Below are 19,148 nucleotides of genomic sequence, written 5' to 3'. Positions count from 1 at the left end.
CGGCCTCAACTCCCCTTCTGCTTGAGGACTTCGGCGAGGCTGGGCGCCTGCCGGTCGCGCTGGGACATCGCGGTCGGCGGCAGCGGCCACGGGATGGCGAGCTCCGCGTCGTCGAAGGCGATCGTCACGTCCTCGGACGGGTCGTGCGGGCGGTCGATGCGGTACGAGGTGTCGGCGGTCTCGGTCAGCGCCTGGAAGCCGTGCGCGCATCCGGCCGGGATGTAGAGGGTGGCCTGGGTGTCGCCGGACAGCTCGAAGGTGGCGCGATTGCGGTACGTCGGGGAGTCGGGCCGCAGGTCGACGACGACGTCGAAGATCTTCCCGTACGAGCAGCGCACCAGCTTGGCCTCGCCCTTGCCGGAGCGCAGGTGCATTCCGCGCAGCACGCCGCGCACCGAGCGGGACACGCTGTCCTGGACGAAGGCGTGCGGGTCGAGGCCGACGGAGCGGAGCACGTCGGCGTCGAAGGTGCGGCAGAAGAAGCCGCGTTCGTCGGCGTGCGGAGTGGGTTCCAGCAGGAACGCCCCGTCGATCTCCGGGACTTCGGTCAGTTTCATCGGTTCCCCCGAGGTGCGTGGTGGTGTGTGCGGCCGGTGGTCGGGAACACGGCGGCGGTCAACGCCGTGAATTGGTCGGCCAGTTGGCGTGTCGCGTCCTGGTTGCGGCCGGTCAGGGTGCGGCGCAGGTCCGCCGAACGCTTCTCCAGGTCCCGGAACTGTTCGAGGAGCCGGTCGGCGTCGACCTCGCGGGCCGGATGGCAGTACGTGCCGAGGCCCATCCGCTCCATGAGGGCGTCGCTCTTGGCCGCGTAGGTGAGGGCGAGCGTCGGAGTGCCGGACTTCAGGGCGCAGATGAGGTTGTGGTAGCGGGTCGCGACGACGGTGTCGGCGGCGGCCGTCTCCTTCATCAGGTCGGCGAGGGACGCCGGTTCGGCGGCGGTGACGAGGGGCGAGTCGACCGCGTCGAGGATCGCGCCGACCACCGTCACGTCGCAGTCGTCGCCGGTGAGCAGCCGCACCCGCCTGCCGTCCTCGACGAGCGCCCGCACGAACCGGGTCGTGCCGTCCACGTACCGGCGGTGGATCTCGTCGGCGCGTGCCCGGTCGTCGTTGCCGCCGTGGAAGTCCATGACGCCGACGCAGACCGTGCCCACGTCCGGCGTGGCCCCGGGGGTCGGCAGGGCGAACGCGAGGTCCGGGTAGACCGCGTCGCGCGCGGTGTTCACGCCCATCGCCCGCATCGCGTCGCGGGACTGGGTGTCGCGGTAGGAGCGGTAGGCGGCGAGCCGCGCCGACCAGCGGACGAGGGCGCGGGTCGCCGGGACGCGGATCTTCGCCGCGCCGACGCTGACCAGCGCCACCTTCGTACCGAACAGCCTGCCGCTCGCGCACAGCAGGAACAACGAGTACGGGAATCCCCACGGCCGCAGCGGCAGCGTGGCCTCCAGGACGCCCATGCCCGGCACGATCACCACGTCGTGGCGGCGCACCCAGGCGGCGGTGCGGGCGATGTCGACGAGTTTGCCGACGCCCTTCGACGCCAGCGCGCCCACCCGGGAGGCGGTCGCGTACTCGCCGCGGTTCCAGTGCAGCCGGGTCGCGGGAATCCCGTACCGGGCGGTGACAATCTCGGGTCCGCCGCACAGCGCGTCGACGATCGCGTCCGGGTGTTCGGCGCGCAGGTAGTGGAGCACGGCTTCGAGGGAGCCGTCGTTGCCGAGGTTGCCGGAGCCGAGCAGGCCGAACACCCCGACGCGTACGCGGCTCATGGCTTGCGCCCCTCGCGGCCCGCGACGATGTCGTCCACGGACACCTTGTACGTCGCCGGGTCCACCGGCGCCCGGTCCTCGACCCGCTCCCCCGCTCCCGGCCTCGCCCGGCTGGTCGCCCACGTCGCCAAGTGCCCGTAGCAGGCACGGCGTTCGGCGGAGGACAGCGGGGCGCGCCGGATCGCGGACACGAACCCGGCGACGTACTCGGCGAGCAGGCGCGGCGTCGGGTGCAGCCGGCCCGCGCGGCGCGGGTCGAGGTTGACGCAGCGGGCGCGCTTGGAGGGGTTGGCGCGTTCGGCGCGGGTGGGGTGGTCGCGGCGGAAGTAGAGCAGTTCCGGCACTTGGTGGAAGGGGCCGTGCAGGCCGATCTCGGCGACGAAGGTGCGGTCGGCGTGGTGGTAGCTGTCGTGCGGCTTCACCTTGCGGAGCACGTCGGCGCGGATGACGCCGTAGAAGTCGTCGCCGCCGGGTTCGAAGAGCATGCTGCGGAACCGTTCGGGGGCGGACGGCGAGGCGGTGTTGAGGGTGTAGGTGTACGGGACCTTCACCTTGCCTTGCTCGTCGATGACGGCCTGGTCGGCGTGGGCGAGGACGACGTCGGGCCGCTCGTCGAGGGCGTCCACGCAGCGGGCCAGCAGGTCGCGGGCGTACAGGTCGTCGTGCGAGGCCCACTTGAAGAGTTCGCCGTCGCACTGGGTGAACACGTAGTTGTGGTTGGGGGCGGCGCCGATGTTCTGCGGCAGCCGGATGTAGCGGATGCGGGAGTCCTTGGCCGCGTAGGTGTGGCAGATGTCCTGCGTCCCGTCGGTCGAGGCGTTGTCGGTGATGACCAGCTCGAAGTCCTCGTAGGTCTGGCCGAGGAGCGCGTCGAGGGACTCGGCGAGGTACTCCTCGCCGTTGTAGACGGGCAGGCCGATACTCAGCCGGGGTCGGTCGGTCATGGGGTCCTCGCTTCGGGGGTGGGGTTGTGGTGGTGCTCGCGCAGGGCGGTCCGCAGCTGCAGCCACCACACGACGGAGCCGGTGAGGGTGGCGGTGGCGACGCCCCAGGCCGAGCCGACCGTGCCGCCGACGGCCGCGCCGCCGAGCCCGCCGCCGACGTAGAAGACGGAGGCGAACAGCTGGGAGCGCAGGCTGCGTCTGGCCGCGCCGAGCGCGCGCAGTCCTGCCGCCGCTCCGGTGCCGAGCCCCGCGCCCGCGACGCCGAGCGTGACGGGCACGATGAGCTGCGAGGACGCTGCCCATACGTCGCCGAGGACGAACTCGCCGCCGCTGTCCGGTACGAGGAGCAGCGCGGCGCCCCACAGCAGCGCGGCGACGGCCTGCCCGCCGCCGAGGAGGAGGCAGAACTTCCCGAGCCGGTGCGGGGCGCGGCGCAGCACGCGCGCCGCCTCCGCGACGGTCACCAGCGAAAGGCCCATGAGGACGGCCATGAACGGGCCGAGCAGCAGCTCCGCGCCGCGCACGACACCCACCGCGCCGACCCCGACGATCACGCCGAGCCCGTACGCCCGCAGTTGGCTGCCGCCGCTGTTGCTGACGTTCTCGACGAGGTAGCGGGAGCCAAGGTCGCGGTGCGCGCGCAGCCACTCGCGCGCGCCGGTCACCCGGGGCCGGATCCCGGACTGGAACCAGCCGTACGCGGCGGCCACCGCGGCGGAGCCGCCCCAGGCGAGCACGAACGCGGCGACGCCGCCGACGCGGGCCGCGATCAGCAGGGCGGGGACGAGCGCGACGCACCACACCACGTCGTTGACGAAGGCCTTGCGCCCGGTGCCCGCGGCGAAGAACGCGAACCGCCAGGAGTCCTGCAACAGCAGCCCCGGCAGGACGACTCCGAGGCACGCGAAGGCGGGCCCGACCCGGTCGCCGAGCGCGAGGCCGACCACGAGGGACGCCGCACCGAGGGCGCAGCCGACACCGAGCGCGGTGCCCGAGGACCGGGCGACCGCCCGTCGCCACGACTCCTGGGACACCCCGCTGAAGCGCACCATGAGCGGGTCGGTGGCCAGGCCGCGGGAGACGTTGAGGACGACGCCGTACGTCACCCAGGCCAGGCTGAACACGCCGAACGCGGTGACGCCGAGGGAGCGGGCCACGTAGATGCCCACCGCGAAGTTGGACATGCTGGAGGCGGCCTGGTCGGCGAGGCCCCAGGACAGCCGGCCCGCGAGGGCCCGCTTCGCGGATCCGGCGGACGGCTTCGTGGTCCCCTCCCCGTTCGTGGCGCCCTCCCCCTCGGTGGTCGTCGACGTCATGCCTTGACCAGCCCCGCTTCGCGCAGCGCGGCGGCCGCGTCGGCGACGGTGTCGAAGGGCAGCCCGGAGCGCTCGGCGATGTCCAGGAGGCTGTGTGTGCCGTCGGACAGGTTGAGCACCCACAGCATCGCCATCTGCGCCTGTTTGGTGTCACTGCGCCCGCCGAGCGCCTCGTACAGCCCGCGCCGCCCCAACTGGGGTTCCCCGTACGGGCTTTGGTTGTGGTACGTGCGGTTCCGGTCGAGCACGGCGAACGCCTCCCGGCACACGGCGAGCGTGTCGGCCATCGCCTCCGGGGTGACGAAGTCCGGGTTGTCGCCCGAGGTGTGGTACTCGGGGTACTCGGCGTACGGGGTGCGGGTGAGCGAGCCGACGCCGAGGTCGAAGCCGGGCGAGCAGTACTGCCGCTCGTCGTAGCCGTACGGCGTGAACTCCTTTATGGTGTGCGGCCGTTCGGAGGTCCGCAGCACATGCCGCAGGACCCGGTCGATCTCCGCGTCGCCGCGCCTGCTCTGCTTGTACGTGATGTCACCGGGGTCGCCCGCGCAGGCAAGCACGAGCCCGTGCTTGACCCGGTCGACCCGCTCCTTGTTGCGGGCGAGCCAGGTGATGGCGCCGATGGTGCCGGGCGCGAAGATGAACCGGTAGGTGTAGTACGGGTTGCGCTCCGCGAGCTCCCGCGCCAGCTGCACCGCCACCGCGACGCCCGCCATGTTGTCGTTGGCGAGCGCCGGGTGGCAGATGTGGCACGAGACGATGACCTCGTCCGGGACCTGGCCGGGGACCACGTGCTCGGCGTACGTGAGGTGTCCGTCCTCCAGCGTCGAGTCGACACACACCTCGTACTCGCCTTCCGGCATCGCGTCGAGGGTGTCCTGAGCGAGGCAGAAGCCCCACTCCGGTTTGTAGTAACTCGTGCGGTACGGAACGAGGTTCGGCTGTTCGGGCAGGGTGTGCAGGTGCTCGCGCAGCTCGGACAGGGGCAGTGTCGCGGACACCGGGACGCTGTAGCCGAGCACGTGCAGGCTGGACGCGGCGAAGTCGACGAGCCGGTTCCCGGCGGCGTCGGCGATGTACGCGTCGCGGATGTTCCACTCCTGGGGCACCGTCCAGTCGAGGACCTGGGTTCCGGTCGGCACCTCGTGCACGTCGAGCGGGATGTGTTCGCCGATGATGGCCAGGGTGGCGCGCACCCCGTCGCCGGTGATGCTCCGGCAGAGCGGGTACAGGCGCTCCACCAGGGCGTGCATCTCCGCTCCCGGCCCGGTCACGGGCGCCACCGCAGGGTGTCGTCGACGGTGCCGGCCTCGGAGGCGGAGCGGAGCACGGCGAGGCGGGTGAAGCGGTTGTCGAAGGCGTCCTTGGTGAGGCCGAACTTCCGGTAGGCGTCGGCGAGTTCGAGGGCGCCGCGCTTGACGTCCCACTCGCAGTCGAAGCCTTCTATCGCCGTGCGGAAGCGGGAGAAGTCCACCCGGTACGAGCGCGGGTCGGCGCCGGACTCGCCCGTGATCCGCACCTTCGCCCCGGTGACCGCCTCGGCGACCTGTTCGGCGATCTCGGCGACGGTGACGTTGTTGGTCTCGCTGCCGATGTTGAACGCCCGGTCGTGGACCGCCTCGCGGGGCGCGGTGAGCGCGGCGGTGAAGGCACGGGCGATGTCGGCGGCGTGCACGAGGGGGCGCCACGGGGTGCCGTCGGAGAGGACGAGCACTTCGCCGGAGAGCAGCGCGTGGCCCACCAGGTTGTTCAGGACGATGTCGGCGCGCAGCCGCGGCGAGTAGCCGAAGGCGGTGGCGTTGCGCATGTACACCGGGGTGAAGTCGCCGTCGGCGAGGGCGTGCAGGTCGTCCTCGACGCGCACCTTGGACTCGGCGTACGGGGTGACGGGGCGCAACGGGGCGTCCTCGCCGACGAGTTCGTCGCCGCCCGCCGCGCCGTACACCGAGCACGTGGAGGCGTACAGGAAGCGCTTGACACCGGCTTCGCGGGCGAGGCGGGCGAGGTGGACGGAGGCGTGGTGGTTGATGTCGTACGTGAGCTCGGGCGCGAGCGAGCCGAGCGGGTCGTTGGAGAGCGCGGCGAGGTGGATCACGGCGTCGACGCCCGCCACGTGCTCGGCGGTGACGTCGCGGAGGTCGACCCGGTGTCCCTGCGGGTCGTCGGGGGTCGGGCCGAGGACGCAGTCGGCGAACAGGCCGGAGTCGAGGCCGACGACGTCGTGTCCTGCGGCCTTGAGGACCGGGGCCATCACGGTGCCCAGGTAGCCCTGGTGTCCGGTCAGTAGTACGCGCAAGGTTCAATCCCCCTGAGTGGAGCTGCCCGGGGTACAAGTCCCCAGGTCGAGCGTGAGTTTGGTGACGGCGAACGCTTCGGCGTAGCGCTCGTGGCATTCGATGCCGCGGATCCGGGCGAGGCCGAGGAAGGCCTCGCGGTCGTACCAGGGGCGGTGCCGCTGGGATGCGTAGTGCTCCTGGAGCAGCCGCACCTTGTCCTCGGCGGTGTCGGGTGTCAGTGGCTGGTAGGCGTTCATGCGGCCGAGGTCGCCGTCCCATTTGACGATCTCGTAGCCGAGGACGAGGTGGTCGCGGAACGCGGTGGGCATCAGGCGCGCGAGGCCGCGGTGGTCCTGGTGCGCGTCGTCGGTGCGCGGGGCGAGGACGAGGTCGGGGTCGGTGCGCGTGCGCAGTTCCTCGACGGCGGACTTGGCCTCCTCCCAGTGCACGGGCATGCGGCCGTCCGGCAGTTTGAGCACGGTCAGGCGCAGGTCGGCGCCGGGGCAGAAGGCGGTGAGCGCGGCCCGCTCCTCCTCCTCGCGCTCGCTTCCGCCGCCGGAGAGCACCAGCGCGTCGACGCGCAGGCCGGGTCGGGCCCGGCACAGCGCGAGCAGCGTGCCGCCCGCTCCGATGGCGATGTCGTCGCAGTGCGCGCCGACCGCGACGACACGGTCCGGGCCCGTGCGGCCGGCTTCGAGCCGGATCACGCGCCCACCTCCACGCCGCCGCGCTCCCACACGGCCCACGGCCGGTCGCCGCGCGCGTAGCCGGCGTCGAGCGCGGCCCGCTCCTTGACGGTGTCGGTGGGCTTCCAGAAGCCGCGGTGCTGGTGGGCCACGAGCCGTCCCCGCTTGGCGAGTTGGTGGCAGCCGTCGGCGACCAGGTCCCCGTTCTCCGGGATGTGGTCGAAGACCTCCTGGCGGAGCACGAAGTAGCCGCCGTTCTCCCACAGCGGCATGTCGCTGACCGCGGTGATGCCGCCGACGAGGCCGTCCTCGCCGAGGTCCACGCAGTGGAAGGAGGACTGCGGCGGCACGACCATCATCGACGCGCCCGCGTCGCGCTCCGCGAACCGGTCGACCATCTCGTCGAGCGGCGCGTCGGTGAGGACGTCGGCGTAGTTGGCGAGGAACATCTCGTCGCCGTCGAGGTGGTGGCGGACGCGGCGCAGGCGCTCGCCGATCGGGGACTCGATGCCGGTCTGCGCGAAGGTGATCGTCCAGTCGGCGATGTCGTTGGACAGCAGCTCGGTCTGCCCGTGCCTCAGTACGAAGTCATTGGACGTGGTCTCTTCGTAGTTGAGGAAGAAGTCCTTGATGTGGTGGGCGCCGTAGCCGAGGCACAGGATGAACTCCTTGTGCCCGTAGTGCGCGTAGTAGCGCATGACGTGCCAGATCAGCGGGCGGGGGCCGACCATCGCCATCGGCTTGGGCACGTCGTCCGAGGCGCCGCTGCGCATCCGCATCCCGTAGCCGCCGCAGAACAGAACGACCTTCATGACCTCTCCTCGACGGTGCTCGGTTCGACCACACTCAGTTCCGGGATGGGGAAGACCAGGCGGCCGCCCCACTCGTGCACGAACGCCAGTTGCTCGGTCAGCTCGGCCCTCAGGTTCCACGGGAGGATCAGGACGTAGTCCGGCTTGTCCTCGGCGATCCGCTCGGGCGGCAGGATCGGGATACGGGTGCCGGGCGTGAACCGGCCGTGCTTGTACGGGTTCCGGTCGACCGTGTAGGCGAGCAGGTCGGGGCGGATGCCGCAGTGGTTGAGCAGCGTGTTGCCCTTGCCGGGCGCGCCGTAGCCGACGACCGACTTGCCCTCCTCGGCCGCCGTGATGAGGAACTTGAGGAGGTCGCGGCGGACCTTGGCGACGCGGGCGGAGAACTCGGTGTACCCGGAGAGTTCCTGGAGCCCGGCCGCCTTCTCCCGCTCCAGTACGTCGGCCACTCGCTGCGAGGGCTCCCCCGCCACCTCCGCCGGCCGTGCCCACAGCCGGATCGAGCCGCCGTGCGTGGGCAGCAACTCGACGTCCACCAGGGCGAGTCCGCCGCTGGCGAGTGCGCGGATCGCGGAGGCGACGGTGTAGTACTGGAAGTGCTCGTGGTAGATCGTGTCGTACTGGTTCTCCTCGATGAGGGTCAGCAGGTGCTGCACCTCGATGGAGACCCAGCCGTCGTCCGCGACCAACGCGCGCAGGCCCTGCGTGAAGCCGACGACGTCCGGGATGTGCGCGTACACATTGTTGGCCACGACCAGGTTCGCCGGGCCGTGTTCGGCGCGGACCGCCGCCCCCGTCTCCGGGGACAGGAACTCGGTGAGCGTGGGGACGCCCTTGTCGCGGGCCGTCGCTCCGACGTTGACCGACGGCTCGACGCCCAGGCAGCGGATCCCCCGGTCCACCACGTGCTTCAGCAGATAGCCGTCGTTGCTCGCGACCTCCACCACGAAGGCGTCCGGGCCGAGTCCGGCCTTCTCCACCGCGGCGGCGACGAAGGCGCGCGCGTGCTCCACCCAGGACGTCGAGAACGACGAGAAGTACGCGTACTCCTTGAACGTCTCCTCGGGCGTGATCAGCGGCGGGATCTGCGCGAGCCAGCAGTCCGTGCAGACCCGCAGGTGCAGCGGGTACGCGGGCTCGGCCAGGTCGAGCTGGTCCGCGGCGAGAAAGCTCTCGCACGGCGGTGTCGCCCCCAGATCGACGACGCTCGCCAGCGTCGCCGAGCCGCAGAGTCGGCACTGTGTCATTTACTGCCCCCCATTGATTCCGTCCCCCATTTGTTCCGATGGTTCCGATGGTTCCGACCGGCCCGCGATCGCGGCCCGGTACTCCTCTTCCAGGCGCCGCAGCCCGACGGCCGGGCTGAAGCCCCGCTCGTACCGGAGCCGCGCCGCATCGCCCATCTCCCGGTTGCGGGCCGGTTCGGCGGTGATCCGGCGCAGGCAGGACGCGAGCGAGGTCCGCTCGCCCGGCCGGTGCAGCAGCCCCGTCTCCCCGTCCGCGACGAGTTCGACGAACGCGCCGTGGCCGGAGGCGACGGCCGGCACCCCCGCCGCCATCGCCTCCGCGACGACCAGGCCGAAGGTCTCCGGGGCCAGCGAGGGCGCCACCACGGCGACCGACCGGGCGACGGCCTTGCGGACCTCGTCCGGCGCGAGCAGCCCTTCGTAGCGCACGTCGTCGCGGCCCGCCGCCCACGCGGACACCTCCGGTTCCAGCGGCCCGGATCCGGCGATGACGAGCGGCACGCCCACCCCGCCCTCGGCGGCGACCATGTCCCACGCCGCCATGAGCACCCGTATCCCCTTGGCCTCCGCGAGGCGGCCGAGGAAGAGCAGTTGCTCGCCCTCGCCCTCTCGACAGACTCCCGGGTCGGGTACGAAGTTGTGCTTCACCGAGAGCTTTTCGGCGGGCATCCCGGACGCCACCAGGACGTCGCGCTGCGCCGCCGAGATGCACAGGAACCGCTCGACGTCCGACCACCAACGCCGCCTGTTCACCGTCAGGTTGACGGCGAGCGGCACCGTCGCGAGCCGGGAGTTCCGGTAGCAGCCGTGCCGGACGGCGGGCAGCGGCACCTTCCGGCCGACGCAGTCCGTGCACAGCCGGCCGTCCCGCTGCAGGGTGCCCGGCGGGCACACCTGGTAGTAGTTGTGCAGCGTCGTGACGACGGGCACGCCGACGTCCGTGCAGGCGGCGATGACGGCGGGCGACAGCAGCGGGAACACGTTGTGGACGTGCACCACGTCCGGGCGTTCGGCGCGCAGCCTGGCCGCGAGTTCCTTGCGGACCGCCGGGTTCCACGGCACGAGCAGCGGCACGGCGACCTTGCCGAGCAGGGAGCGGCCCGCGATGTCGTCGCTGCGCCGCTCGAACACCTCGACGCGGTGGCCGGCCGAGCGCAGCAGCGCGACCTCCTCTGCGACGACCCGGTTCTCGCCGCTCGGCTGCCCCGACGAGTAGTAGTTGTGGATCACGAGGATGTGCACGGTCACCTCACCTCCCGGTCCCGGGCCCAGCGCGGGACGCGTCGTCGGGGCACCGCGGGCGTCACGAACGGCGTGGCCGCCGCGGGGGTCGCGAGGAGCGTCGCGGCGAGCGCCAGGTGCAGCAGGTACGGCGAGGCGTCGCCGAGGCCCGCCTCGGTGTACGAGGAGATCGCGACGTAGGAGATCAGGAAGATCGCGCAGGCCCGTTGCAGGGATGGCGGGCGCAGCATCGCGACGCCGCCGAGGACGAGGATGACGGACGCGACGAGGGCGACGCCGATGAGGCCCTGTTCGTTGTAGACGGCCAGCCAGCTGTTGTCGATGGGAAGGCCGCCGAAGGACTTGTCGCCGAGTCCTACGCCGAAGAACTGCTCGACGGTGGAGCGGGGCGCCGACAGCAGGGCGTCCCAGACCTTGGCCCGCCCGGTGAGGCTGGTGAAGTACTCCTTGGTCTGGCCGCGCAGGAACCACGCCTGGACCGCGGACGCGAAGCCGACGGCGGCGATCGTCACCACGAGGACCGCCCATCCGAAGAACCGCCGGGCGGCGGCGCTGCTCAGCAGCAGCGAGCAGATCGCGAGCGCGAGCCCGGCGAGCAGGCCGACCGTGGCCGTGCGGGTGTGGGTGAGCGCGAGCAGGACGAGCGAGGGGACGATGACGGCGGTCGCGCCCGCCTTGTCGACCTTGCGGCCCACCAGGAGCAGCACCGTCAGCCCGATGATCACCGCGGTGTACTGGCCGATCTGCGGCGGGGTGAGCGGCCACAGCGCGCCGACGAGCCGCCCGCCGTAGAGCTCGGGCATGGCGGCGCCCGGCGAGATCAAGAGGCCGGCGACGACCGTCACCAGCACGCCCGCGTACATCCGGATGTGGTAGCGGACGAAAGTGAGGCTGCCGTCCCACCAGCGGCTGACGAGCCACAGCGTGGCGACGAACAGGGCGAGGCGCCCGCAGCGGAACAACGCGCCGAACCCGACCGCGAGTTGCAGGCTGGAGATCACGCTCGGCACGAGCAGCATGGTCAGCAGGAACAGGAAGGCGCTGGACCTGATGCGCAGCCGGGTGTTGAGGGCGAGTGCGAGGGCGAACGCGGCGACCAGCGAGCCCATCGTGACGAGCTGGATGATGGAGCGCGGGATCGGGAAGATGGTCTTCGCCCCGGCCGAGCCGAGCGTGTTGAGGCCGAGCAGCAGCCAGACGATCCCGACGGCCCTCGGTGTGCCGACCGTGTCGCGCTGTTCCATGGCCATCTCAACCACCGGCCTTCCGGCCGAAGGTGCTGCCCGCGTCCTGCTTGTACGGGGTGTCCTGCCAGGCGTCGCGGTCGACGACCTTGCTCTGGTCCTCGACGACGAACTTCCAGGCGCCCTGGTACTCGTTGTCGTGCCAGCGGTTGCCCTGCTTGCGGGCGATCGCCTTGGCCACCTTCTCGGCCTTGTACGGCGACCACTTCGGGTACGTGCCGTACAGCGAAAGGAGCCCCATGCGGTCGCACTTGTCGGTGCACTTGACGACGGACTTGTCGAGGACGAAGCGGTTGTCGTGGATGTCGACGCGCTGCGTCTTCCACCGGCAGTCGTCGTAGAGCGGCGCCTTCGCGATCGCCGGCCGCGCGCAGCGGTCGACGTCCTTGACGAGGAGGGTGCATTCGCCGGTGGAGGTGTTGGCGGGGCTGTTGCAGAACCGGTTGGCGTTCTCCCAGAGGGTGATGCCGTTCCAGTTGTTGTCCAGCAGGTTCCCGTAGATCTCCAGCTTGTCGGTGCGCGCCTTGACGCGTGGTTCGCCGCCCGCCTCGGAGACGTAGATGGTGGCGTACGGGAAGCTGTCGCCGCGCTTCGCCGACTTGCGGCTGCCGACCCAGTTGTTGTGCCGCATCGTGTTGTTGCGGATGACCGCGTTGTAGCTGGTCTCGTACATGAGCGCGGCGCCGTCGTTGGACTCGAAGAGGTTGTTCTCGATGCGGAAGTCGTTGTTGTTGTTGTCGGCCCAGAAGCCGACGCCGCGGTTGTCGTGCACCCAGTTGCCGCGGATGTCGGCGCCGTTGACGGCCCAGAACTTCATGCCGCCTGTGCAGCCGCAGCCGGGCTGTTTGCGCTCCCAGTCGTCGGTGTTGTTGCCGACGATCTCGTTGTCCTCGACGACGAGGTCGCGCGCGGTGTCGCCGTCCTTGTAGCCGTTGATGCCGTACTGGCCGTTGTCGCGCAGGCAGTTGGCGCGGATCCGCTGACGGGCGCCTGTCATCATCCCGGCGCCGGAGTTGCGCTGGATCGTGGAGTGCTCGATGACCCAGTCGTCGCCCGAACCGTGGTTGACGACGCCCTCGTTCTGCGGCGGGACGAAGCCCTGGACGGTCAGATGGCGGATCACGACGTGGGTGGCCGTGCCCCCGAAGGCGTACTGGTTGACCTTGCGGCCGTCGAGCACGGCGCCGGGCGCCCCGAGGTAGCGGTCGCCCTTCTTGGGGATGACCTGCGCGTACTTCTCCGCGTCGAGGCGGTGCTTGCCGGGGCGCAGCCAGAACGTGGTGCCCGCCGGGTGGCTCTTGGTCTTCGCCGCGAGGTCGTTGACCACCTTCGGGTCGACCGTCACGGCGCCCTTGGGTGCCTTCTTCGGTCCGTCCGACGGCTTGTCGCACACGCGGGCCACGGGCGATCGGGCCCCGGACTCGGTCGGTTTGGCGCTCGGCTTCGGCTTCTCCTCGGGGGTGCCGCTGGTGCAGGCGGTCGCCGCCGGCAGGACCAGCGCGAGGAGCGCCGCCGGCAACGTCCAGTGCCGCCACTTGATACCCACGTGTCCCCTCCCTTCCTCAGCCCTGGAACCTGAGCACGGTGGTGAACTCGCCCGTGCCCTCCGCTTGTCCGGTGCCGACGAGCGTGGTGGCGGGTTCCTTGCGGCCGAATCCGGCGGAGTACCAGCCGAGCGGTGGGCCGCTCTCGCCGCGGTGCGCCTGCCAGTCGAGGCGCTCGGGCAGGTCGAGCACGGCGGAGCGCTCCTCGCCGTCGCGCGACCAGGTGAGCCGCGCCCGGTGTCCTTCCAGTTCGGCGGTGATCTCCGGGCCGAGGTGGAAGGCGAGGCGCAGCTGCGGGCGCGCTGCGCCGCGCACCTCGTCGCGGATCATCAACTCCCGTGTCTCCGGGTCGAGTTCGACGCGGCGGCGGTGCGTGGACCCTTCGTAGCCGTCGTGTTCGGCGGACCAGCGGGCCGCGCCCGCCTCCCGGACGGTGGTGCGGGCGTGCCGGGTCCACAGGAACGGTCCGCCGGAGGTGGACTGGTCGGCGCCGTCCAACTCCAGGGTGTTGTGGCCGAGGGTGGAGCGGAAGTACTGCCGCCACTCGGGCTGCCCGTGGTAGCAGTACGTTCCCGGGTCGGCGAGCACGTCGACGCCGTCGTGCCTGACCTCGACGGACAGCGCGTCGGCGTGGGCGTGCGCGGCGATGGACAGGAAGCCGTGCGGGCCGCCGTCGCAGCGGCACCAGATCTCCTCCGGGCCGCGCAGCACGGTCAGCCCGGCGTCGGCGAAGTGCCAGGGCCGGGCGGCGGGGCGCTTCACGCGCGGGGCTCCGTGCTTGATGAGCGAGGCGATCAGCGGCGTACGCACATCGCTTCCGGTCACCGTCGGCCACCAGCCGAGCCGCCCGAACACGGCGTCCCCGGTGGCGAGCAGCGAGCCCCAGCGGTCGGTGCCGGGACCGTCCAGGATCAGGCCGTGCCCGTCGTCGGCGTCGCCCTGCCGGGGCGGTCGCAGCCGGTTGTCGACGACGGCGGCCAGCGCGTCGGTCATCCGCAGCAGCACGATCCGTACGGTCGCGGGGACCGGCACCCCGGCGGCGTCCGCCTCGGCGAGCGCGGCGAGGCCCAACTCCAGGACGAGGCCGTGGTATTCGGAGGCCAGCTCGCGGTTGAGGCCCGAGTGGAAGGTGTTGGAGCGCAGATGCCGTTCCAGGGAGCGCAGCGCGGCGGCCCGCCAGCGCGCCGACGCCGAGAACCAGTCGAAGGCGCAGGCCGCCGCGAACTGCCCGGCGGCTTCCGCGATGACGTGGTTGTTCGCCGAAGAGCCCCGGCTGGGGAAGGCGGCGAGCCAGCGCTGGTGGTGCCAGATCTGATGGACAGCCACCGGGTTGTCCTCGAAAAGACCGGCCGCGCCCCGCCAGCCGTCCAGCAGCCGCCGCACCCACACCCAGGAGATGAGCCGGATGCCCAGCTCGATGCCGCTGATCCAGTGCACGCCGCGCAGCGGCGGGTTCGCCGCCCACCAGGACCGCAGGTGCGCTGCGACGCGCTCGGCGTACCGCTCGTCGCCGGTGATGGCGTACGCGGCGGCGAGCACGGTGAGGTACTGGTGCCGGGACGGCTCCCAGATCTGCTTGATGTCGCCGACGACGTCCTCGTCCCGGTACGGCACGCCGAAGGCGTAGCCGAACGGGGCGCGGCGGCCCGTCTTCGGGTCGTGCCACCAGTCGGGGTCGACCATGTCGTCACGGACGACGCCGAAGAACTCGGCGTGCCCGTACATCAGCCGGTCGGCCTCCGCGATCAGGCGTTTCGCGGCGTCCGGCGGCACGTCGGCGAGCGCCCCGGCGGGCAGCACGGCGGTGAACCGGGCGCCGGTGACGGCCGGGGAGTTCGGCCGCGCCGTGCGCCAGCGCCGTCTGCGCACGGCGTCACCGGCCCGGCCCGCGACCTCCTGCGGCCCCATCCGGGAAAGCCGCCGCAGGTACCAGCCCACGCTCATCGTCATCGCGCCTCCGCCAGGGTCACGGGGGCGCCACTGGCCAGGCCCGTCCGCACGGCGAGCGTGGCGGCGGTGGTGGCGGCGAGGGACTTGAGCGGCACCGGCATCGGGCCGCCGGTGCGAACGGCCCTGACGAATGCGGCGAGTTCGGCGCTCTGCCCCTTGTCGCGGGCCTTGGGCAGCCGTGAACTCACCCACCGCTTGGGGCTGTAGACGGAGGCGCGCACGAAGTCGTCGAGGCGCAGCGCCTTGCCGTCCGCGACCAGGTCGAGCGTCTCCTTCGGGAAGGCGGCCGGTCCGCTCGTGACGTAGCTGATGGTGGCGGTGGAGCCGTCGGGGTAGCGGAGCACGACCTGGAGGTCGTCGTTGCCGGCCGAAGCGGTGGCGTACACGGACACCGGGTCGGCGTCGAGGAGCCAGCTCGCCGTGTCGATGAAGTGGCCGCCCTCACCGGCGAACCGGGAGCCCTCGCTGCCCTGTTGGAGGTACCAGCTGCCGTGGTCGAGGCGGCCGGCGTTGACGAGGTAGCGCAGGTGCGCGGGGCCGGTGCGGGTGCCGAAGCGGCCTTGTGCCTCGCGCAGCAGCGGCGCGAAGCGGCGGTTGAAACCGACCTGGAGCCGGTCGTTCCCGGACTCCTCAACAGCCGTGAGAACACTGGCCAGTTCGTCCTCGCTCAGCGCGAGCGGCTTCTCCACGAAGACGGCCTTGCCCGCGTGCAGCGCCTTGCGGGTGAGGTCGGCGTGCGAGCTGTGCCGGGTGACGACGAAGACGGCGTCGACGGAGTCGTCGCCGAGCACGGCGTCGAGGTCGGTGGTGGCCTTGGCGAAACCGAACTTGCGCTGCGCGTTGGCCCCCGACAGCGCCGTCGTGGTGACGACGGTGGCCAGCTCGACGCCTTCGCGCTGGGCGAGGTGCGGCAGCAGCATGGACGTGGCGTAGTTCCCGGCGCCGATGAAGGCGAGGCGTACGGGGGACTTGGTGGGGCGCCGCTTCCCGGGCGCGGCCGGGACGGCGGGCACGGTGACGGCAGACGTCTCGGGTTCCGCCGCGCCCGACTGCTCGGGGTACCTGAACAGCACGGCGACGGCCTTGAGGTCGCCGTCCTTCAACTTCTGGTATGTCTCCACGGCATCGTCGAAATCCGCGACGTGGGAGACCAGTGGCTCGACGTCGACCTTGCCGCGCGCGACCAGGTCGAGGAAGCACGCGAGGTTGCGGCGCTCGGTCCAGCGGACGTAGCCGATCGGGTAGTCCCGGCCCTCCAGCTCGTACTCGGGGTCGTAGCGCCCGGGGCCGTACGAGCGGGAGAAGCGGACGTCGAGTTCCTTCTCGTAGTACGCGTTCCAGGGCAGGTCGAGGCGGCACTTGCCGATGTCGACGACGCGGCCCCGGTCCCGGCAGAGGCGGGCGGCCAGCTCGACGGGGCCGTTGCTGCCGCCGCCCGCTGCCAGGTACACCTGGTCGACTCCGTGCCCGTCGGTGAGTTCGGCGACGGCCGACTCGACGGCCGCGGACTCGGGGTCGCCGCACGCCACGGCGCCCTGCCCCTCGGCGAGTTCGCAGCGCGAAGGGTCGGGGTCGACACCGACGACGCGGACGCCGGAGGCGGTGAGGAGCTGCACGACGAGCTGGCCGATCAGGCCGAGGCCGATGACGAGCGCCGACTCACCGAGCTGCGGCTCGCCCTGACGCACTCCCTGGAGCGCGATGGAGCCGACCGTGCCGAAGGCGGCGTGCCGGGGCGCGAGCCCTTCCGGCAGCGGGGCGTAGAGGTTCTTCGGCACCCAGTTCAACTCGGCGTGCAGCGCGTGCTCGTTGCCCGCGCAGGCCACGAGGTCGCCGACCTTCACGTCGTCGATCCCGGCGCCGACCTGCTCGACGATCCCGCACAGCGAGTAGCCGAGCGGCGTGTACGAGTCGAGCTTGCCCATGACCTTGCGGTAGGTGGCGGGCACTCCGTTGGTGGCCACGGACTGCATGACCTTGGCGACCTGGTCGGGGCGCGAGCGGGCCTTGCCCAGCATCGACATGCCGGCCTCGGACACCTTCATCATCTCGGTGCCCGTGGAGATCAGCGAGTACGCGGTGCGGACCAGCACACCGCCCGGCTTGCAGCCCGGCACCGGCACGTCGAGCACGGCCAACTCGCCGCTCTTGTAGTTCTGAACAACTTGCTTCACGCGAACTCCCCTGTAATTCCTATGCCGTTGACCGTGTGCTCTTGCCGGACCCAGAGGTCGCTTCGCGATACCAGTACTCGAGGGTCAGTACGTGCCACAGATGCTTGGAGTGGTCGCTCTGCCCTGCCGCGTCCGCCGCCGCGAGCCGCTGGAGGGCGTCGCGGCGCAGGAACCCGGAGCGGACCAGCTCCCCTTCGTTGATCACCTCGCGTACGAGGGGCGCCAGGTCCCGGCTCATCCAGGCCCGCAGCGGGGCGCTGAACAGGCCCTTGGGCCGGTAGACGATCTCCTTGGGCAGGATCGTGGTGGCGGCCTCCTTGAGGACGGCCTTGCCCTGCCTGCCGACGATCTTCCGCTCGCCGGGGATGGCGAACGCCGCCTTGACGACCTCCACGTCGACGTACGGCACACGGACCTCGGTGGAGGCGGCCATGCTGGAGCGGTCGGTGTACGTGAGGTTGAGGCCCGGCAGGAACATCCGGGCGTCGCCGAGGCACATGCGGTTCACGAAGTCGTCGAGGTCGTTGTCCTCGTACGTGTCCGCGTGCTCGGTCAGGACGTCGTCGACGGTCCCGGCGAGGTCCGGGTCGATCAGGCCGAGCAGCTCGGCCCGGTCGTACATGGTGTAGCTGCGCCGGAACGCGGTCTCCTCCGGCAGTTCGGCGAACGACAGGAACCGCTTCGCGAAGCGCACCGAGCGCAGGCCGCGCTTCGACGTGGCGACCGGCAGCCGCTCCACCGTCGCGGACACGCCGCGCCGCACGGGCCGGGGCACGCGCTGGTAGCGCAGCGCGATGAGGTTGGCGAGGTGCTTGCGGTAGCCGGCGAAGAGTTCGTCGGCGCCCATCCCCGACAGCATCACCTTGACGCCCGCCTCGCGGGCGGCCGTGCAGATCAGGAACGTATTGATGGCGGCCGGGTCGCCGATCGGCTCGTCCAGGCTGTACGTCATCCGCGGCAGCAGGTCCAGTACGTTCGGCGCGATCTCGATCTCGTGCAGGTCCACGCCGAAGCGGGCGGCGACCTGCCGGGCGTAGCGCAGATCGTCGGGCATGGCCTCGAACTTGGCGTCCTCGGCGCGGAATCCGATGGTGTAGGCGGAGATGCCGGGCTGGTGGCGGGCGGCGAGGGCGGTGAGGTAGCTGGAGTCGAGGCCGCCGGAGAGGAACGTCGCCACGGGCACGTCGGAGAGCAGGTGTCGCTTCGTCGACTCGTCGACAATGGCGGCGAGGTCGGGCCGCTCGCCCGCCCGCGCCCGGTCGCGGCCCTCGGAGGCGACGTCCTTCAGGTTCCAGTACCGGCCACGCTCCACTTGGCCGTCCGGCCGGAATCTCATCCAGCTGCCCGGCGGCAGCTTCTCCGCATCGCCGTACGCGCAGCGGGAGTCCGGCACCCAGTAGTAGAGCAGCGAGGCGACGAGCGCGGCGGGGTCGGGGCACAGGGACGTCGCGGCGGCGAGCGCCTTCAGCTCGGAGGCGAAGACGAGGCCGCCGCCGCGCCGCAGCAGGAACAGCGGCTTGATGCCCAACTGGTCGCGGACGAGGACCAGTTCACCGGTGCGTTCGTCGAAGATCCCGAACGCGAACATGCCGCGGAGCCGTGGCAGGCAGTCGGTGCCCCAGCGTCGCCACGCCTCCAGGAGGACCTCGGTGTCAGAGGTGCCGCGGAAGCGGACTCCGGCCGCCTCCAGTTCGGCGCGGAGTTCGGGGGCGTTGTAGATCTCGCCGTTGTAGGTGAGGGCGAGGCCGTCCGAGACCATGGGCTGGGCGCCGGTCTCGGACAGGTCGATGATGGACAGCCTGCGGTGCCCGAACTGCACCTCACCGTCGCCGACGGGGTGGCCGTAGCGGCCCGCCCCGTCGGGGCCGCGGTGGGCGAGGGTGTCGGTGAGCCGGTCGGTGACGACCTTCCCGTCCGGCCACCGGTAGGTGCCTGCGATGCCACACAT

15 protein-coding genes are annotated in these 19,148 nt (G+C 71.4%); all 15 read right to left on the bottom strand.

Translation table 11 applies throughout. The annotated features are described in order from the left end of the window. Positions 1 to 5 precede the first annotated feature (5 nt). The 15 genes from rfbC to asnB are packed head-to-tail and all read right to left on the bottom strand — an operon-like array spanning position 6 to position 19,148. Positions 6 to 557, bottom strand: coding sequence for a dTDP-4-dehydrorhamnose 3,5-epimerase (gene rfbC, locus RBJ65_RS33145; RefSeq protein WP_306320214.1), 552 nt, complete (start codon positions 555 to 557; stop codon positions 6 to 8). Continuing rightward, positions 554 to 1,768: a polysaccharide pyruvyl transferase family protein gene (locus tag RBJ65_RS33140; protein ID WP_306320215.1), complete on the bottom strand. Its 1,215-nt coding sequence runs from the start codon at positions 1,766 to 1,768 to the stop codon at positions 554 to 556. The genes rfbC and RBJ65_RS33140 overlap by 4 nt, the downstream gene beginning before the upstream one ends. Continuing rightward, a complete protein-coding gene (locus tag RBJ65_RS33135; protein WP_306320216.1) occupies positions 1,765 to 2,712 on the bottom strand; it encodes a glycosyltransferase family 2 protein in 948 nt (315 codons plus the stop codon). The genes RBJ65_RS33140 and RBJ65_RS33135 overlap by 4 nt, the downstream gene beginning before the upstream one ends. After that, positions 2,709 to 4,028, bottom strand: a complete 1,320-nt coding sequence (locus RBJ65_RS33130; RefSeq protein WP_306320217.1) for a hypothetical protein — start codon at positions 4,026 to 4,028, stop codon at positions 2,709 to 2,711. The genes RBJ65_RS33135 and RBJ65_RS33130 overlap by 4 nt, the downstream gene beginning before the upstream one ends. Further along, on the bottom strand, positions 4,025 to 5,278 hold the full coding sequence (locus RBJ65_RS33125; RefSeq protein ID WP_306320357.1) for a DUF4910 domain-containing protein: 1,254 nt from the start codon (positions 5,276 to 5,278) through the stop codon (positions 4,025 to 4,027). Before RBJ65_RS33125 ends, RBJ65_RS33130 begins: the two co-directional genes overlap by 4 nt. A 17-nt stretch (positions 5,279 to 5,295) precedes the next feature. After that, positions 5,296 to 6,321 carry an NAD(P)-dependent oxidoreductase gene (locus tag RBJ65_RS33120; RefSeq protein WP_306320218.1) on the bottom strand — a complete coding sequence of 342 codons (1,026 nt, stop codon included), beginning with the start codon at positions 6,319 to 6,321 and terminating at the stop codon, positions 5,296 to 5,298. Between the two features lie 3 nt (positions 6,322 to 6,324). Continuing rightward, the gene (locus RBJ65_RS33115; RefSeq protein WP_306320219.1) at positions 6,325 to 7,008 is read right to left on the bottom strand and encodes a PIG-L deacetylase family protein; all 684 of its coding nucleotides are present in this window, start codon (positions 7,006 to 7,008) and stop codon (positions 6,325 to 6,327) included. After that, on the bottom strand, positions 7,005 to 7,799 hold the full coding sequence (locus RBJ65_RS33110) for a glucose-1-phosphate cytidylyltransferase (RefSeq protein WP_306320220.1): 795 nt from the start codon (positions 7,797 to 7,799) through the stop codon (positions 7,005 to 7,007). The genes RBJ65_RS33115 and RBJ65_RS33110 overlap by 4 nt, the downstream gene beginning before the upstream one ends. Continuing rightward, positions 7,796 to 9,046 (bottom strand): class I SAM-dependent methyltransferase, encoded by a 1,251-nt coding sequence (locus tag RBJ65_RS33105; protein WP_306320221.1) that lies wholly within the window; start codon positions 9,044 to 9,046, stop codon positions 7,796 to 7,798. The genes RBJ65_RS33110 and RBJ65_RS33105 overlap by 4 nt, the downstream gene beginning before the upstream one ends. Beyond that, complete coding sequence (locus tag RBJ65_RS33100; protein ID WP_306320358.1) at positions 9,047 to 10,288, bottom strand: glycosyltransferase; 1,242 nt, start codon at positions 10,286 to 10,288, stop codon at positions 9,047 to 9,049. A gap of 2 nt (positions 10,289 to 10,290) precedes the next feature. Then, positions 10,291 to 11,532 (bottom strand): O-antigen ligase domain-containing protein, encoded by a 1,242-nt coding sequence (locus RBJ65_RS33095; protein WP_306320222.1) that lies wholly within the window; start codon positions 11,530 to 11,532, stop codon positions 10,291 to 10,293. Positions 11,533 to 11,539: 7 nt separating this feature from the next. Beyond that, positions 11,540 to 13,078 carry a right-handed parallel beta-helix repeat-containing protein gene (locus tag RBJ65_RS33090; RefSeq protein WP_306320223.1) on the bottom strand — a complete coding sequence of 513 codons (1,539 nt, stop codon included), beginning with the start codon at positions 13,076 to 13,078 and terminating at the stop codon, positions 11,540 to 11,542. Positions 13,079 to 13,094: 16 nt separating this feature from the next. Further along, positions 13,095 to 15,026: an alginate lyase family protein gene (locus tag RBJ65_RS33085; RefSeq protein ID WP_306320224.1), complete on the bottom strand. Its 1,932-nt coding sequence runs from the start codon at positions 15,024 to 15,026 to the stop codon at positions 13,095 to 13,097. Further along, positions 15,023 to 17,200 carry a bi-domain-containing oxidoreductase gene (locus RBJ65_RS33080; RefSeq protein ID WP_306320225.1) on the bottom strand — a complete coding sequence of 726 codons (2,178 nt, stop codon included), beginning with the start codon at positions 17,198 to 17,200 and terminating at the stop codon, positions 15,023 to 15,025. The genes RBJ65_RS33085 and RBJ65_RS33080 overlap by 4 nt, the downstream gene beginning before the upstream one ends. A 19-nt stretch (positions 17,201 to 17,219) precedes the next feature. Further along, positions 17,220 to 19,148 (bottom strand): asparagine synthase (glutamine-hydrolyzing), encoded by a 1,929-nt coding sequence (asnB, locus tag RBJ65_RS33075; protein ID WP_306320226.1) that lies wholly within the window; start codon positions 19,146 to 19,148, stop codon positions 17,220 to 17,222.

This window comes from Streptomyces sp. KL109B, assembly GCF_030766935.1.
GTDB lineage: Bacteria > Actinomycetota > Actinomycetes > Streptomycetales > Streptomycetaceae > Streptomyces.
This window is presented reverse-complemented; position numbering and strand designations above follow the sequence as displayed.

Bases quoted from the DNA above. Each gene is read 5' to 3' on its own strand.
- rfbC (WP_306320214.1), bottom strand. From the start codon at position 557: ATGAAACTGACCGAAGTCCCGGAGATCGACGGGGCGTTCCTGCTGGAA.
- RBJ65_RS33140 (WP_306320215.1), bottom strand. From the start codon at position 1,768: ATGAGCCGCGTACGCGTCGGGGTGTTCGGCCTGCTCGGCTCCGGCAAC.
- RBJ65_RS33135 (WP_306320216.1), bottom strand. From the start codon at position 2,712: ATGACCGACCGACCCCGGCTGAGTATCGGCCTGCCCGTCTACAACGGC.
- RBJ65_RS33130 (WP_306320217.1), bottom strand. From the start codon at position 4,028: ATGACGTCGACGACCACCGAGGGGGAGGGCGCCACGAACGGGGAGGGG.
- RBJ65_RS33125 (WP_306320357.1), bottom strand. From the start codon at position 5,278: ATGCACGCCCTGGTGGAGCGCCTGTACCCGCTCTGCCGGAGCATCACC.
- RBJ65_RS33110 (WP_306320220.1), bottom strand. From the start codon at position 7,799: ATGAAGGTCGTTCTGTTCTGCGGCGGCTACGGGATGCGGATGCGCAGC.
- RBJ65_RS33105 (WP_306320221.1), bottom strand. From the start codon at position 9,046: ATGACACAGTGCCGACTCTGCGGCTCGGCGACGCTGGCGAGCGTCGTC.
- RBJ65_RS33095 (WP_306320222.1), bottom strand. From the start codon at position 11,532: ATGGAACAGCGCGACACGGTCGGCACACCGAGGGCCGTCGGGATCGTC.
- RBJ65_RS33085 (WP_306320224.1), bottom strand. From the start codon at position 15,026: ATGACGATGAGCGTGGGCTGGTACCTGCGGCGGCTTTCCCGGATGGGG.
- asnB (WP_306320226.1), bottom strand. From the start codon at position 19,148: ATGTGTGGCATCGCAGGCACCTACCGGTGGCCGGACGGGAAGGTCGTC.